Raw genomic sequence first — 15,919 nt, forward strand, 5'->3', positions numbered from 1 at the left:
GAGATCCGAGGCCAAGGATCCCGAGGCGAAGAATCCGTGGCGACGGGTCAGAGGCAAGGGCTCAGAGGCCGTAGCGCTCGCGGGCCTCGACGATCCGCTCCGGCTTGACCTCGCCCCGGCGGGCGAGCTGCGCCAGCGCGGCGACCACGATCGACCGGGCGTCGACCCCGAAGTGGCGGCGGGCCGCCTCGCGGGTGTCGGACAGCCCGAAGCCGTCCGTGCCGAGCGAGGAGTAGTCCTGCTCGACCCACTGGCTGATCTGGTCGGGGACCTGGCGCATCCAGTCGCTGACCGCGAGGACCGGGCCCGGCGCACCGGACAGCGCACGCGTCACGTACGGCACCCGCTCCTCACCGCGCAGCAGTGCCTCGTCGGCCGCCAGCGCGTCACGGCGCAGCTCGCCCCAGGACGTGGCGGACCAGACGTCGGCGGTGACTCCCCAGTCGGCGGCGAGCAGTTCCTGCGCCTCCAGGGCCCAGTGGATCGCCGTACCGGACGCCAGCAGCTGCGCGCGGGGGGCGTCGGCCGCGGCCGGGGTGCCCTCCTTGAAGCGGTACAGGCCCTTGAGGATGCCCTCCTCGACGCCTTCCGGCATCGCGGGCTGCGGCATCGGCTCGTTGTAGACCGTCAGGTAGTAGAAGACGTCCTCCGCGTCCGGGCCGTACATCCGGCGCAGACCGTCCTTGACGATGACCGCGATCTCGTACGCGAAGGCCGGATCGTAGTTCAGCGAGGCAGGATTGGTGGACGCGATCAGGTGCGAGTGGCCGTCCGCGTGCTGGAGACCCTCGCCCGTCAGGGTCGTACGGCCCGCGGTGGCGCCGACGATGAAGCCCTTGCCCAGCTGGTCGGCGAGCTGCCACATCTGGTCGCCCGTGCGCTGCCAGCCGAACATCGAGTAGAAGATGTAGAACGGGATCATCGTCTCGCCGTGCGTCGCGTACGACGTCGCCGCGGCGATGAAGTCCGCCATCGAACCGGCCTCGGTGATCCCCTCGTTGAGGATCTGGCCGTCCTTGGCTTCCTTGTAGTACATGATCTGGTCGCGGTCGACCGGGTCGTACGTCTGGCCGAGCGGCGAGTAGATGCCGGCGGACGGGAAGAGCGCCTCCATACCGAAGGTGCGGGCCTCGTCCGGGACGATCGGAACCCAGCGCCTGCCGGTCTCCTTGTCCCGCATCAGGTCCTTCATCAGCCGGACGAACGCCATGGTGGTCGCCACGGACTGCTTGCCCGAGCCCTTGTAGACCGCCTGGAACGGCTTCTCGGACGGGTCGGGCAGCGCGACGGCGTGCACCCGGCGGGCCGGGGCGGGCCCGCCGAGCTCGGCGCGGCGCTCCTGGAGGTAGCGCACCTCGGGGGAGTCGGCGCCGGGGTGGCCGTACGGCACCAGACTGTCGTCGAGCTTCGCGTCCGGGATGGGCAGGCCGAGCAGGTCCCGCATGGTGCGGAACTGTTCGCCCGAGAGCTTCTTCATCTGGTGGTTGGCGTTGCGTGACTCGAAGCCCGAGCCGAGCGTGTAGCCCTTCACGGTCTGCGCGAGGATCACGGTCGGGGCGCCCTCGTGGGCCAGGGCCGCGCGGTAGGCCGCGTACACCTTGCGGGCCTCGTGGCCGCCGCGTGAGGTGAAGAAACACTCGGCGATCTTCGCGTCGGACAGCAGCTTCGCCAGTTCGGCGAGGGCCGGCTCGGCGCCGAAGAAGTGCTCGCGGATATAGGCGACATCGCGGGTCGCGTACGTCTGGAACTGCGCGTCGGGGACCTGGCGCAGCCGGCGTACCAGCGCGCCCGTGGTGTCCAGGGCGAACAGCTCGTCCCAGGCGGAGCCCCACAGCGACTTGATGACATTCCAGCCGGCGCCGCGGAACTGGGCCTCCAGCTCCTGCACGATCTTGAAGTTGGCGCGGACGGGACCGTCGAGACGCTGCAGGTTGCAGTTGATGACGAAGGTCAGATTGTCCAGCCGCTCACGGGACGCGAGGGCGAGGGCGGCCGTCGACTCGGGCTCGTCCATCTCGCCGTCACCGAGGAACGCCCACACGTGCGAGGCGGAGGTGTCCTTGATGCCGCGGTTGGTCAGATAGCGGTTGAACCGCGCCTGGTAGATCGCGGAGAGCGGGCCGAGGCCCATCGAGACGGTGGGGAACTCCCAGAGCCAGGGCAGCCGCCGCGGGTGCGGGTACGAAGGCAGTCCCTTGCCGCCCGCCTCCTGGCGGAAGTGGTCCAGGTCCGTCTCGGTCAGCCGTCCGTCGAGGAAGGCGCGGGCGTAGATGCCGGGGGAGGCGTGGCCCTGGATGTAGAGCTGGTCGCCGGAGCCGTCCCCCTCCTTGCCGCGGAAGAAGTGGTTGAAGCCGGTCTCGTACAGCCAGGCCGCGGAGGCGAAGGTGGCGATATGGCCGCCGACGCCGTAGCGGGCGCCGCGCGTGACCATCGCGGCCGCGTTCCAGCGGTTCCAGGCGGTGATCCGGGACTCCATCGCCTCGTCGCCGTCGAAGGCGGGCTCGGCGGCGGTCGGGATGGTGTTCACATAGTCGGTCTCCAGCAGCGCCGGTACGGGAACCCCGGCCGATCCGGCGTGCTGGAGGGTACGGCGCATCAGGTACGCGGCACGGTGCGGTCCTGCGTGCTCGGTGACGGCGTCGAGCGAGGCCGCCCACTCGGCGGTCTCCTCGGCATCACGGTCCGGGAGCTGGTCGAGCTCGCTCGGAAGTTTGCCTACGGGGTCGGGCATGATCGCCGCCTTCCGGACAGGAGGGGGGTGGAGAAGAGGCCTTGTCTGGCAGGACAGGGCGATGGGCTGGGTGCAGCCCGCCTTTGACTGTAAGGCTCTGATCGATGATCGATCAAAGGGTTGAAGGGTAAAACTTCTCGATATCAAGGAATTGGCATTCCGTGCCGCGATACAGGGCACCGAGTGACGGCCGGTACGTCATGACAGAAGGGGCGAATCAGGCACGCGGCGCACATCCGAGCACATGATCTTTCACCAGTGCGCCGATGCGCGGATCCCGTCGGCGGAACGCCTCGACCAGGTCCTGGTGCTCCTCGGCGTACGACTTCTGTACGGTCCCCAGCCAGCGGATCGACAGGGCGGTGAAGACCTCGATGCCCAGGCCCTCCCAGGTGTGCAGCAGCACGCCGTTCCCGGCGGCCCGCACCAGCTCCCGGTGGAAGCCCACCGTGTGCCGCACCTGGGCCGTGCCGTCGGCTCTGCTGTCCGCCTCGTACAGCGCCGTCACATGCGGTTCGAGCGCGGAACAGTCCATGGCCAGCCGCTCGGCGGCCAGCTCCGCGGCGATCTGCTCCAGGCCGGCCCGTACCGGATAGCTCTCCTCCAGATCGGCCGCGGAGAGATTCCGTACCCGTACGCCCTTGTTGGGCGCCGACTCGATCAGCCGCAGGCTCTCCAGCTCGCGCAGCGCCTCGCGCACCGGGGTCTGGCTGACCTGGAGTTCGGTCGCGATCCGCCGCTCGACGATCCGCTCACCGGGCTTCCAGCGGCCGCTGACGATCCCCTCCACGATGTGCTCGCGGATCTGTTCGCGCAGCGAGTGGATGACGGGCGGGGTCATGAAGCGCTCCTCGGGGGCAGCGGTCGATGGGTAGACGATACGGCGGCGCCCCCGCCCGGAGAGAGATCCGGACGGGGGCGCCGTTGCCGTACAGGGTGCTTCAGAGGCTCCGCTTCCTCACAGGCCGAGCTCGACCTCGAACTCGCCGGCCTCCAGGATCGCCTTGACCGCCGTCAGGTAGCGGGCGGCGTCGGCGCCGTCCACCAGCCGGTGGTCGTAGGAGAGCGCGACGTACGTCATGTCGCGGATCGCGATGGTCTCGCCGAGATCCGGGTGGTTGATGACCACCGGGCGCTTGACGGTGGCACCGATGCCCAGGATCGCGGCCTGGTTCGGGGGCACGATGATCGTGTCGAACAGCGCGCCGCGCGAACCGGTGTTGCTGATGGTGAAGGTCGCGCCGGCCAGGTCGTCCGGGGTGATCTTGCTGGCGCGGACCGCGCCGGCCAGCTCCGCGGTCTTCTTGGAGATACCGGCGAGGTTCAGATCGCCGGCGCCCTTGATGACCGGGGTCATCAGACCCCTCTCGGAGTCCACGGCGATGCCGATGTTCTCCGAGTCGAAGTACGTGATCGTGCCCTCGTCCTCGTTGATCCGGGCGTTGATGACCGGGTGGGCCTTCAGCGCCTGGGCCGCAGCCTTGACGAAGAACGGCATCGGGGAGAGCTTGACGCCCTCACGGGCGGCGAAGGACTCCTTGGCCTGGGCCCGCAGACGCATCAGCTTGGTGATGTCCACCTCGACCACGGAGGTCAGCTGGGCCTGCGTGTGCAGCGCCTTCATCATGTTGTCGCCGATGACCTTGCGCATGCGGGTCATCTTGACGGTCTGGCCACGCAGCGGGGACGTCTCCAGCTTCGGCGCCCGGGCGGCGGCCGCGGGAGCGGCGGCCGGAGCCGGCACGGCGGCGGCCTTGGCGGCCTCCGCCGCAGCCTCGGCGGCGGCGATGACGTCCTGCTTGCGGATACGGCCGCCGACGCCGGTGCCCTTGACCGAGCCCAGCGCGACACCGTTCTCGGCGGCGAGCTTGCGGACCAGCGGGGTCACGTACGCACCGTCGTCACCGGAGGTCGCGGCGGGAGCCGGGGCCGGGGCGGCGGGCCGGACCGGAGCGGGCGCGGGGGCCGGCGCCGGGGCGGGAGCCGACGGAACCGGGGCCGGCGCCGGAGTGGTCCGCTCCTGCGGAGCCGGGGCGCTCGGGGCCTGCGGGGCCGGAGCCTCGGCCTTCGGAGCCTCGGCCTTCGGAGCCTCGGCCTTCGGGGTCTCCTGCGCCGGGACGGACGCGGGAGCGGCCGGGGCGGCAGCCTGGGCCGGAACGGCGCCGGCGGCACCGATGACGGCGAGCTTGGCGCCGACCTCGGCGGTCTCGTCCTCGCCGACCACGATCTCCAGCAGCACACCGGCGGCCGGGGCGGGGATCTCGGTGTCGACCTTGTCGGTGGAGACCTCGAGCAGCGGCTCGTCCTCCTCGACCGACTCGCCGACCTGCTTCAGCCAGCGGGTGACGGTGCCCTCGGTGACGCTCTCGCCGAGCGCCGGCAGGACCACGTCGGTGCCCTGGGCGGAACCGCCGCCGGACGCCGCCTCGGCGGTGGGCGCCGGGGCCGGGGCCGCGGACTCGGCGGACGGGGTGGCGGCGGGCGCCGGGGCGGGAGCCTGCTGCTGCGGGGCCTCCTGCGCCGGGGCCTGCTCGGCAGCGGGCGCGCCCGTACCGTCGTCGATGACGGCCAGCTCGGCGCCGACCTCGACGGTCTCGTCCTCGGCGACCTTGATGGAGGCCAGCACACCGGCGGCCGGAGCCGGGATCTCGGTGTCGACCTTGTCGGTGGAGACCTCGAGCAGCGGCTCGTCGGCCTCGACGCGCTCCCCCTCGGCCTTCAGCCAGCGGGTGACAGTGCCCTCGGTGACGCTCTCGCCGAGCGCCGGCAGGGTTACGGAAACCGCCATGGTTTCAGTTGCTCCTAACGAATGTGCGGTAGTGGTCGTCGCGCCCGGACTGCATCAGTCGTGCGAGTGGAGGGGCTTGCCGGCCAGGGCCAGGTGGGCCTCGCCGAGCGCCTCGCTCTGGGTCGGGTGGGCGTGGATGAGCTGCGCGACCTCGGCCGGCAGAGCTTCCCAGTTGTAGATCAGCTGAGCTTCGCCGACCTGCTCGCCCATACGGTCACCGACCATGTGGACGCCGACCACGGCACCGTCCTTGACCTGGACGAGCTTGATCTCGCCCGCGGTCTTGAGGATCTTGCTCTTGCCGTTGCCCGCGAGGTTGTACTTGAGAGCGACGACCTTGTCCGCGCCGTAGATCTCCTTGGCCTTGGCCTCGGTGATACCGACGGAGGCGACCTCGGGGTGGCAGTACGTCACCCGGGGCACGCCGTCGTAGTCGATCGGCACGGTCTTGAGACCGGCCAGACGCTCGGCGACGAGGATGCCCTCGGCGAAGCCGACATGCGCGAGCTGGAGGGTCGGGACGAGGTCACCGACCGCCGAGATGGTCTCCACGTTCGTGCGCATGTACTCGTCGACGAGGACATAGCCGCGGTTCATCGTGACGCCCTGCTCCTCGTAGCCGAGGCCCTGCGAGACCGGGCCGCGGCCGATCGCGACCAGCAGCACCTCCGCCTCGAAGGTCTTGCCGTCGGCCAGGGTGACGCGGACGCCGTCCTGCGTGTACTCGGCCTTGTCGAAGAACGTGCCGAGGTTGAACTTGATCCCGCGCTTGCGGAAGGCGCGCTCCAGGAGCTTGGAACTGTTCTCGTCCTCGGCCGGGACGAGGTGCTTGAGGCCCTCGATGACCGTGACGTCGGTGCCGAAGGACTTCCACGCCGAGGCGAACTCGACGCCGATGACGCCGCCGCCCAGGATGATCGCGGACTGCGGGACGCGGTCCAGCTTCAGCGCGTGGTCCGAGGAGACGATGCGGTTGCCGTCGATCTCCAGGCCCGGCAGCGACTTCGGCACGGAGCCGGTCGCGAGAAGGACGTGGCGGCCCTGGACACGCTGGCCGTTCACGTCGACGGAGGTGGGGGACGAGAGCCGGCCCTCGCCCTCGATGTACGTCACCTTGCGGGAGGCGACGAGCCCCTGCAGGCCCTTGTAGAGGCCCGAGATGACGTCGTCCTTGTACTTGTGGACGCCCGCCATGTCGATGCCCTGGAAGGTGGTCTTGACACCGAACTGGTCGGCCTCGCGCGCTTGGTCGGCGATCTCGCCGGCGTGCAGCAGGGCCTTCGTGGGGATGCAGCCGTTGTGCAGGCAGGTGCCGCCGAGCTTGTTCTTCTCGATCAGGGCGACGTCCAGGCCCAGCTGCGCTCCGCGCAGCGCCGCGGCGTAACCGCCGCTACCGCCGCCGAGGATCACTAGGTCGAAAACGGTGCTGGCGTCGTTCGCCACGTCACGTCCTCCATGCATGTGCGCCGGGCGCGGTCCGGTGACCGGGCGGCGGCTGGTCTTCGGCCGCTATGTCTTCGGCCCTGTGATGAGGGCCCTGTCCTGCCGAGAACCCATCTTCGCACGGTGCGCGGCCTGGCGGGGGGCGGGGTACGGGGGTGGGGTACGGGGGCCCGGCGCGGGCCCCAGGGCCCGGGGTGGGTGGGGGTGCCGGCCAGGACCGGGCGCCGGCACCCCCACCGCCGGAGACGGTCAGCCCAGGTCGCCGGCCGCGGTGCGCTCCGCCAGCTTCACGAGCGTGCGGATCGACGAGCCGGTGCCGCCCTTGGGGGTGTAGCCGTACGGCGCGCCCTCGTGGAAGGCCGGGCCCGCGATGTCCAGGTGGGCCCAGGTGATGCCCTCGCCGACGAACTCCTTCAGGAAGAGTCCGGCGACCAGCCCGCCGCCCATCCGCTCGCCCATGTTGGCGATGTCCGCGGTGGGGGAGTCCATGCCCTTGCGCAGGTCGGCGGGGAGCGGCATCGGCCAGGACGCCTCGCCGACCTCCTCGGCGATCTCGTGCAGGGACGTACGGAACGCGTCGTCGTTCGACATGATGCCGAAGGTGCGGTTGCCCAGCGCCAGCACCATGGCGCCGGTCAGGGTCGCCACGTCGATGATCGCGTCCGGGGCCTCCTCGCAGGCGCGGGTCAGCGCGTCCGCCAGGACGAGCCGGCCCTCCGCGTCGGTGTTGAGCACCTCGACGGTCTTGCCGCTGTACATGCGCAGCACGTCACCGGGGCGGGTGGCCGAGCCGGACGGCATGTTCTCGGCGAGGGCCAGCCAGCCGGTGACGTTGACGGGCAGACCGAGCCGGGCGGCCGCGACGACGGCGGCGAACACGGCGGCGGCGCCGCTCATGTCGCACTTCATCGTCTCGTTGTGACCGGCCGGCTTCAGCGAGATGCCGCCCGAGTCGTAGGTGATGCCCTTGCCCACGAGGGCGAGGGTCTTCTCCGCCTTGGGGTGGGTGTAGGCGAGCTTCACCAGACGGGGCGGGTTGGCCGAGCCCTGGCCGACGCCGAGGATGCCGCCGTAGCCGCCCTTGGCGAGCGCCTTCTCGTCGAGGACCTGCACCTTGATGCCGTTCTCCTTGCCGACGGCGGTGGCCACGGCGGCGAAGGCCTCGGGGGTGAGGTCGTTCGGCGGGGTGTTGACGAGGTCGCGGGCGCGGTTGATCTCCTCGGTCAGCGCGATGGCGCGGTCGGCCGCGGCCTTGTGGGCCTTGTCACGCGGCTTGGTGCCGAGGAGCGCGATCTCGGCGAGCGGCAGCTTCGGGCCGTTGCCGCCCTTCTTGGCGGTCTTCTCGCCGCCCTGGTACACGGTGAAGGCGTACGCGCCGAGGAGGGCGCCCTCGGCGACGGCCTCGATGTCCTCGGCCGTCGCGACGGGCAGCGCGAAGCCGGCCTTCTTGGTGCCGGACAGCGCACGCGCGGCGACGCCGGCGGCACGGCGCAGGGCCTCGGGGTCGTACCCCTCCTTCTTGTCCGGGGAGGAGCCGAGCCCGACCGCGAGGACGACGGGGGTCTTCAGGCCGGACGGCGCGGGCAGCTTGGTCACCTCGCCCTCGGAGCCCGAGGCGCCGAGAGTCTCCAGGACGGCGGCGAGCTTTCCGCCGAACGCCTTGTCCACGGCCTCGGCGCCGGGCGCGACGACCGGGCCCCTGGCGCCCTTCGCGACTCCGACGACGATCGCGTCGGCGCGCAGGGTCGCCGTGCCGGCAGTACTGAGAGTGAGAGCAGTCACGGTGGTGAAATCTCGCTTCCGTTGAGGTTCTTGGCGGTCGAGGGGTGGGCCGACCGTGCCCGCCGCATCGTATTCCGGCCCCGGGAGCGGCGGGAATGAGCCTACGCTCGGTAATGTCGGTCGTTTACAGCGGCGGCGGTTCACACATCCGTGGGTGACTTTTTCACGTTTGCGGCCGCCGGGGGACGCGCCCCGGTCCTGAGGCTTCCTAGCCCAGCGTCAGCGCGACCAGCGCCACGGTCGCCGCTGTCTCCGCGAGGGCGCCGAAGACATCGCCGGTGACCCCGTGGAAGCGGCGTACGCAGTGACGGAGGAGCAACTGCGCCCCGCCCAGGGCGGCCAGGACCGCCAGCGCGTGGTGGACGGCGCCGGAGAGCCCGAAGAGCGCGCCGGCCGCCCCGCAGGCAGCCGTGACGAGCAGCGCCGCGAGCGCCGCGGCCCGCACCGGCACCGCGCCCGCGACGGCCGCTCCCAGTCCGTCAGGACGCGCCGGTGGTACGCCGGTCCGGCAGGCGAGCGTGAGCGAGAGCCGTGCGGTGACCCCGGCCACCGCCACGGCCACCGCGCCGTGCGCCCAGCCCGCTCCGTACAGCTCGGACACCGCCGCGATCTGAGCCAGCAGCACCAGCAGGAGCGTGATCACTCCGAACGGGCCGATGTCCGACTGCTTCATGACGCGCAGTGCGTCCGCGGCCGGTTTGCCGCTGCCGAGGCCGTCCGCGGTGTCGGCGAGGCCGTCGAGGTGCAGACCCCGGGTGAGGACGGCGGGCACGGCCACCGAGGCCACCGCCGCGAGCGGGGGCGCGGAGCCGGCGAGGAGCAGCAGACCGCCGGCGGCCGCCGCGCACAGGCCCACGACCAGTCCGGCGAGCGGCGCGCACAGCATTCCCGTACGGGCGGCTTCGCGGTCCCAGCGCGTCACGCGGACCGGGAGCACGGTGAGGGTGCCGAAGGCGAAACGTATGCCGTCCATGGGGGTCACCGCGCGAAGGGTAGCCCGGGCGGCGGCGCGGAACAGGCGGCAAAGAACGCTAAATTGCGCATACCTCATCATTCGGAAGCGGGTGGCATGGGTCACTGGTTCCACCGGAATATCGTCGAGCCGGGCAAACTCCCCACCCTGCTCGCCCTCGCGGCCTTCGTGCTGACCTTTCTGCTGACCCGTACGGTCACCCGGCTCATCCGGGCCGGGAAGGGCCCGTTCCGGAACATCTCACCGGGCGGCATGCACATCCACCATGTGGTGCCGGGCGTGGTGCTGACCATGATCGGCGGCTTCGGCGCGGTCGGCAGCGGCAGACACGGCGTCACGGCCTCGGTCTGCGCGGTGATCTTCGGTATGGGCGCCGGGCTCGTGCTCGACGAGTTCGCGCTGATCCTCCATCTCAACGACGTCTACTGGACCGAACAGGGCCGGCAGAGCGTGGAGGTCGTGATCCTGGCCGCCGCCCTGGCGCTGCTGGTGCTCATCGGGTTCTCGCCGCTGGACGTCAACTCCCTGACGCCGGACGAGGAGGAGGACCGCGCCACGGCGATCATCACGCTCCTGGCCAACTTCCTCTTCGTGCTCATCGCGCTCTTCAAGGGGAAGCTCCGTATGGCGCTCGTCGGCACCCTGGTGCCCTTCGTGGCGCTCGTCGGCGCGCTCAGGCTGGGCCGGCCGGAGTCCCCGTGGGCCCGGCGCTTCTACCGCGGGCGGCCCAGGGCGCGGGCGAAGTCCGCGCTGCGCGCCGACCGCCGCGACGCCCGCTGGGCCGGGCCGCGCCGCCGGATTCAGGACTGGATCGGCGGAAGCCCCGACGACGACCCCGACCGGTCCCCGCGCTGAACCGCGGACAGCGCGGCGCAGGCGGCCAGGACCGCGACGGTCGCCGCCAGATGTTCCCGGCCCGCCAGATTGTCCTTCAGGACCACCTCGCAGAGCAGCGCCGCGATCATCAGCACGGCCGTCCGCCACGCGTGGTAGCGCCAGCACACATAGAGCGCGAGCCCCACGACGGCGGCCGACGGGCCGGTGTCGACGAGCTCGCCGTCCGAGGCGGGCAGCCCGAGAAAGGCGCCGGGGCCCAGCGCGACGCCGATCCGCGCGTACACCGTCCCGGCCAGCGTCGCCACGTACGCGATCACCAGCGTGCGCCACCGGCCCAGACAGATCTCCGCGATCCCGAAGACCAGCAGGATCTGCCCCAGCGCGCCCCACACCGGAAGATCGAGCGCCGGGACGAACAGCGACAGCGGGGTACGCAGCAGGACCTGCCAGAACGGATCCACCGCCCGTACGGCGCCGAGTTCCTGCACCGGGCCGTACCCCCACGACCGGTTCTGTACGACCTGGACGAGCGCCGTCAGACACACCGCCGCGAGCGTCAGGGGAACCGCCCGCCGGCCCCGCGCGGCCAGCGCCGTCCGTACGGCCGTGAACGCCGCTCCCGCTTCGCGGCGGGCGAACCCGCGCGCCCCGGCCGCCTGGGTCATCGCCCGCTCTCCAGCCTTCTGCGGTGCAGCCACCTGGGCAGTCCCGGCGCCTCCAGGAAGCCTTCGGCGCGGCCCGCCGCCAGCCCGATGCGCAGCAGGTCGGCGCTCTTCTCGAAGAGCAGGAAGCGGGGCTCCCAGATCGGCCGGTACTTGGCGTTGGCGCGGTAGAGCGACTCGATCTGCCACCAGCGTGAGAAGAAGCTGAGCAGCGAACGCCACAGCCGGAGCACCGGTCCCGCGCCCAGCTTCGAGCCGCGTTCGAAGACCGACCGGAACATCGCGAAGTTGAGCGAGACCTGAGTGATGCCGATCTCCCCGGCGCGCTGGAGGAGTTCGATCACCATGAACTCCATCAGCCCGTTCTCGGCGTTCCGGTCACGGCGCATCAGATCGAGCGAGAGCCCCTTGGGCCCCCAGGGCACGAAGCTCAGGACCGCCCGCAACTCGCCCGCGCCCTCGTCGCCTCCGGGATCCCCGCCGTTGCGGCATTCGAGCATCACGCAGCGGCCGTCGCCCGGCTCGCCGAGCCGGCCGAGCGCCATCGAGAAGCCGCGCTCGGTCGCGCCGTCGCGCCAGTCGTCCGCGCGGCGCAGCAACTCCGCCATCTCGTCGGCGGGAATGTCCTCGTGGCGCCGGACCCGGACCCGGTAACCGGCCCGCGCGACCCGGTTGTATGCCTGGCGCACGGTCCGCATCGCCCGCCCCTCCAGGGTGAATTCGGCCGTCTCGACGATTGCCTCGTCGCCCAGTTCCAGCGCGTCGAGACCGTGCCGGGCGTAGATCGTGCCGGCCTCCTCGCCCGCCCCCATGACGGCCGGGATCCAGCCGTGCTCGCGGGCCTCGGCCAGCCAGGGCCCGATCGCGCCCGGCCAGGCCTCCGGATCGCCGATCGGATCGCCGGAGGCGAGGGAGACCCCGCCGACGACCCGGTAGACGACGGCCGCCTTCCCGGTCGGGGACCACACGACGCTCTTCTCGCGGCGCAGCGCGAAGTAGCCGAGGGAGTCGCGCTCGCCGTTCCTGTCGAGAAGGACGCGCAGCTTCGCCTCGTCCTGCGCGCTGAGCGGGTCGACGGCACGGCGCGAGCGGAAGGCCGCGTACAACACCGCGAGCAGCAGCAGGGTGGAGAGGACGTTGATGGTGACATTGACCCAGCCGGGCGTGGCGATCCCGGGGGAGCGGGCCCCGTCGGCGGTCAGTGAGACCAGCCGCATCACGCCGTAGCGCCAGCGCTCGGGAAAGGCCGAGCCGCTCCGCGCGGTGTTGGTGACGGTGACGAGCAGAGCGGCCAGCAGGGACGTGGCGAGCAGTCCGCTGACCGCCACGGCCGCGGCGAGCTTCGGGTTGGCGCGGTCCCCCTTGGCGTAGAACTCCCGCCGGCCCAGCAGCAGCGCGCAGACGAACCCCGCGGTGACGGCCAGTGAGAGCCAGTTCTGCGGATACCGCCTGATCTCCGGGAAGACCATCATGAAGGCGAACAGCAGCAGGAAGAGCCCGGCGAGGACGAGGTTGAGAATCCAGGCGGCGCGTTTGCGGCGGCGCATCGTGATCGCCAGGAAGAGCGTGAAGGCGCCGGAGGCGAAGCCCGCGGTGAGCAGATACGGAGTGAAGTAGTTGTCGGTGTTGTGACGCCGCAGATCCTGGCCGAGAGAGACCCAGACGGCGCTCAGGAAATTGATGAAGGCGACGGCACGCAGATACCAGACGGCGAACGCCGCACCGCGCCGCGAGCGGCCGGTGCCCTTGCTCAATCGATCGACAGCCAAACGGACTTCTCCCATGAAACGCGATCATATGGGGCATCACGCTCATGACGGGTGGAAGCGGCCGCCCGTCGCGGCGGCCGCGACGTGTCAGCCCGTGACGCTCTCCGCGTCCGCCGTCTCCTCGGCCGCCTCCGGTTCCGGGCGCTCCGGCAGCTCCGCCGCGAGCGCGGCCGCGGCCTGGACGAGCGGCAGCGCCAGCAGCGCCCCCGCCCCTTCGCCCACCGTGACGCCGTGGTCCAGCAGCGGAGTGAGCGCCATCCGGTCCAGCGCCTTCGCCTGGGCGGGCTCCCCGCTCACCTGGCCCGCGAGCCACCAGTCGGGAGCCCGGAACGCCGCGCGCTGGCCGACCAGCGCACAGGCCGCCGAGACCACACCGTCCAGGATCACCGGCATCCGCCGTACCGCGCTCTGCAGCAGAAAGCCCGTCATCGCGGCGAGATCCGCGCCACCCACGGCCGCCAGCAGCTCCAGCTGATCGCCGAGGACCGGCCGCGCCCGGCGCAGCGCGTCCCGGACCGCCGCGCACTTGCGCATCCACGCCAGATCGTCGATACCGGCGCCGCCGCGTCCCGTCACCACGGACGCGTCCGTGCCGCACAGCGCGGCGATCAACGTGGACGCGGGCGTGGTGCCGCCGACGCTCAGATCCCCGAGGACGACGAGGTCCGTGCCGGAGTCCGCCTCCTCGTCGGCGATCCGCATGCCGAGTCGTACGGCCTCTTCGGCCTCCTCGGCGGTCAGCGCGTCCTCGATGTCGATACGCCCGCTGCCGCGTCGCACCCGGTGGCGTACGACCTCTTCGGGCAGCAGCTCGGGATCGCAGTCGAGCCCCGCGTCGATGATCCGTACCGGCACGCCGGCCCGGCGGGCCAGTACGGCGACGGGCGTCCCGCCCTCCAGCACGGCACGGACCAGCTCGTGCGCACTGCCCGCCGGGCGCCCCGAGACATCGAGGCCGGCCACTCCGTGATCACCGGCGAACAGCACCACGCGGGGCTGCCGGACCGCCTTGACCGGCACGGACCCCTGCGCGGCGGCGAACCACTCGCCCAGCTCATCGAGGCGTCCGAGAGCCCCGGACGGCACGGCCAGCCGCGCCCTGCGCTCCTCGGCGTCACGCCGCATACCGCTGTCGGGGCGCTCGATCAGATCGGAGAAGTCATCGAGATTCAACGAGCTCATCCGGCGACAGTACCGTCCGGCGGTTGGACGGGTGGTCGTGGGCGGGGGCCGGTGTTTGCGTGCGGGTTGTCGCCGGTGGCCGGGTAGGGGTGGTGTCCTGGACTGCATGATTTACGGCGCGTGCGGACCGGAAGTCACGTGACCGGTTGTCGTGCGCCACAAATCACGCTCTACGTCCTGGACACCACCCCTACCCGTCCCCCTTCGCCTCCCGCACAGACCCCCGGCCCCAGGCCCCCCGGCTCGTTCGGCGCGGGGCCACCGGCGGGAGGGGGTCGGGGGTGCAGGAGGTGTGTGTCCGGACGTAGAGCGTGATTTGTGGCGCGCGACGGGCCGCACCCGGCAACGCACCCGCAGGCGCCGTAAATCATGCAGTCCGGACACGGACCTCCGGAACCCCCGGCACCCGCACCACGACGAACAACCCGCACCCCCCGCCGGAGGCGACCCGCACCCCCGCCGGACGGCGAAACGCACCCGTCACCGCAACCGCAGCGCCTGGCCCGTCACCACCAGGAGTACCTCCTCGCACTCCCCCGCCACCGCCCCGTTCAGCCGCCCCAGCTCATCCCGGAACCGCCGTCCCGAGGCCGTCGCCGGGACCACCCCCGAGCCCACCTCGTTCGTCACCGCCACCAGCGTGCGCCGGGTCCGCCGTACCGCCGTCACCAGCTCCGCCGTCCGCTCCCGCAGCGCCTTCTCGCCGCCCGCCGCCCAGGCCGTGTCGTCCCACGCGTTCACCCGGTCCATCGCGTCCGTCAGCCACAGCGACAGGCAGTCGATCAGCAGCGGCGGCCCCTCGTCCGCGAGCAGCGGTACGAGGTCGCAGGTCTCGGTGGTGCGCCAGGAGCCTGGCCGGCGTTCGCGGTGCGCGCGGACCCGGGCGTCCCACTCCTGGTCGCCGTCGCGGCTGCCGCCGGTCGCCACGTACAGCACCCCCGGGAACGTGGCCAGCCGCCGTTCGGCCTCCCAGGACTTGCCCGAGCGCGCCCCGCCCGTCACCAGCGTGCGCCGCGGCACCCGCGGCGCGGGGAGGTACGCGCCGACCGTCAGCGTCGTCCCGTCGGGGACGGCACGCGCGCCCGCGGCCGCGAGCCGCCGGTCCAGTTCGGCGCCGGGCGGCACGTCGTGGTCGAGGTGGACGGCGACGACATCGGTGGCCGGGCCGATCGCCCCGGCCGCCCGCAGCCGGGCCACCGCTTCCGGCCGCCCGACGACATCGGCGGCCACCAGGTCGTACGGGGCGGCGCCCCCGTCGCGCAGACCGGCGGGGGCGCCGCCCGGCGGCAGATAGAGCAGCCGCTCGCCGCCGGGTGACGTCACCTCGTACCCCGTACCCGGCGCGTCCATCGCCACCGCCCGCACCCGGTGTCCGCTGAGCATCGTCAGCACCCGTCCGTCCGCCACCCGTCCCGCCGGGGGCAGCCCCGCCGGCAGCTCCACCGCGGGGCCGTCGTGCGGATGGGTGAGCAGCACCTGCCGTACGCCGGCGAGCGAGTGCCCGGCGCGGGCCGCGGCGAGCGGGGCGCCGGGGGTCAGGTCGAGCAGCAGTACGCCGTCCACCAGCAGCGCGGTCGCGGCGCGGGCCAGCTCACCGCGGGCGGTCGCGCAGCCGGCGCAGGGGCAGTGGGGGCGGGGGAGCCCGGCGGGGGCGCCGGTGCCGAGCAGAGTCAGTTCCACGGAGATGATCCTCCCGTGTCACCGCGTACGGTGCGCGCCCGGCTACGCTGCGGGCAGGAAACTGATCAGTTC

The 15,919-nt window shown here is 72.0% G+C and carries 11 protein-coding genes; 1 reads left to right on the forward strand and 10 read right to left on the reverse strand.

What is annotated here, in order from left to right:
• Nucleotides 1-61: 61 nt before the first annotated feature.
• The 6 genes from aceE to ACZ6MZ_RS27105 form a co-directional block, all read right to left on the reverse strand.
• Nucleotides 62-2,731 (reverse strand): pyruvate dehydrogenase (acetyl-transferring), homodimeric type, encoded by a 2,670-nt coding sequence (aceE, locus tag ACZ6MZ_RS27080; RefSeq protein ID WP_384181715.1) that lies wholly within the window; start codon nucleotides 2,729-2,731, stop codon nucleotides 62-64.
• Between the two features lie 217 nt (nucleotides 2,732-2,948).
• Nucleotides 2,949-3,572 carry a GntR family transcriptional regulator gene (locus tag ACZ6MZ_RS27085; protein ID WP_469354904.1) on the reverse strand — a complete coding sequence of 208 codons (624 nt, stop codon included), beginning with the start codon at nucleotides 3,570-3,572 and terminating at the stop codon, nucleotides 2,949-2,951.
• A 117-nt stretch (nucleotides 3,573-3,689) separates the two neighbouring features.
• Nucleotides 3,690-5,519 carry a 2-oxoglutarate dehydrogenase, E2 component, dihydrolipoamide succinyltransferase gene (gene sucB / locus ACZ6MZ_RS27090; protein WP_469354905.1) on the reverse strand — a complete coding sequence of 610 codons (1,830 nt, stop codon included), beginning with the start codon at nucleotides 5,517-5,519 and terminating at the stop codon, nucleotides 3,690-3,692.
• A 54-nt stretch (nucleotides 5,520-5,573) separates the two neighbouring features.
• A complete protein-coding gene (gene lpdA / locus ACZ6MZ_RS27095; protein WP_389789065.1) occupies nucleotides 5,574-6,962 on the reverse strand; it encodes a dihydrolipoyl dehydrogenase in 1,389 nt (462 codons plus the stop codon).
• A gap of 249 nt (nucleotides 6,963-7,211) precedes the next feature.
• Nucleotides 7,212-8,744 carry a leucyl aminopeptidase gene (locus tag ACZ6MZ_RS27100; protein WP_389789066.1) on the reverse strand — a complete coding sequence of 511 codons (1,533 nt, stop codon included), beginning with the start codon at nucleotides 8,742-8,744 and terminating at the stop codon, nucleotides 7,212-7,214.
• A gap of 208 nt (nucleotides 8,745-8,952) precedes the next feature.
• Nucleotides 8,953-9,717 (reverse strand): adenosylcobinamide-GDP ribazoletransferase, encoded by a 765-nt coding sequence (locus tag ACZ6MZ_RS27105; protein ID WP_389789068.1) that lies wholly within the window; start codon nucleotides 9,715-9,717, stop codon nucleotides 8,953-8,955.
• 96 nt (nucleotides 9,718-9,813) lie between these two features.
• On the opposite strand from ACZ6MZ_RS27105, the gene ACZ6MZ_RS27110 reads away from it, so the two are divergent.
• Nucleotides 9,814-10,572 carry a hypothetical protein gene (locus ACZ6MZ_RS27110; RefSeq protein ID WP_469354907.1) on the forward strand — a complete coding sequence of 253 codons (759 nt, stop codon included), beginning with the start codon at nucleotides 9,814-9,816 and terminating at the stop codon, nucleotides 10,570-10,572.
• Here ACZ6MZ_RS27110 and ACZ6MZ_RS27115 read toward each other — a convergent pair.
• The 4 genes from ACZ6MZ_RS27115 to ACZ6MZ_RS27130 form a co-directional block, all read right to left on the reverse strand.
• Nucleotides 10,518-11,219, reverse strand: coding sequence for a hypothetical protein (locus ACZ6MZ_RS27115; protein WP_469354909.1), 702 nt, complete (start codon nucleotides 11,217-11,219; stop codon nucleotides 10,518-10,520). The genes ACZ6MZ_RS27110 and ACZ6MZ_RS27115 overlap by 55 nt on opposite strands.
• Complete coding sequence (locus ACZ6MZ_RS27120; RefSeq protein ID WP_469354910.1) at nucleotides 11,216-13,000, reverse strand: phosphatidylglycerol lysyltransferase domain-containing protein; 1,785 nt, start codon at nucleotides 12,998-13,000, stop codon at nucleotides 11,216-11,218. The genes ACZ6MZ_RS27115 and ACZ6MZ_RS27120 overlap by 4 nt, the downstream gene beginning before the upstream one ends.
• A gap of 72 nt (nucleotides 13,001-13,072) precedes the next feature.
• Nucleotides 13,073-14,158, reverse strand: a complete 1,086-nt coding sequence (gene cobT, locus ACZ6MZ_RS27125) for a nicotinate-nucleotide--dimethylbenzimidazole phosphoribosyltransferase (RefSeq protein WP_389789119.1) — start codon at nucleotides 14,156-14,158, stop codon at nucleotides 13,073-13,075.
• Nucleotides 14,159-14,647: 489 nt separating this feature from the next.
• Nucleotides 14,648-15,847 (reverse strand): bifunctional adenosylcobinamide kinase/adenosylcobinamide-phosphate guanylyltransferase, encoded by a 1,200-nt coding sequence (locus ACZ6MZ_RS27130; protein ID WP_384181698.1) that lies wholly within the window; start codon nucleotides 15,845-15,847, stop codon nucleotides 14,648-14,650.
• Nucleotides 15,848-15,919: the final 72 nt, after the last annotated feature.

The organism is Streptomyces sp. NPDC042201 (assembly GCF_055582185.1).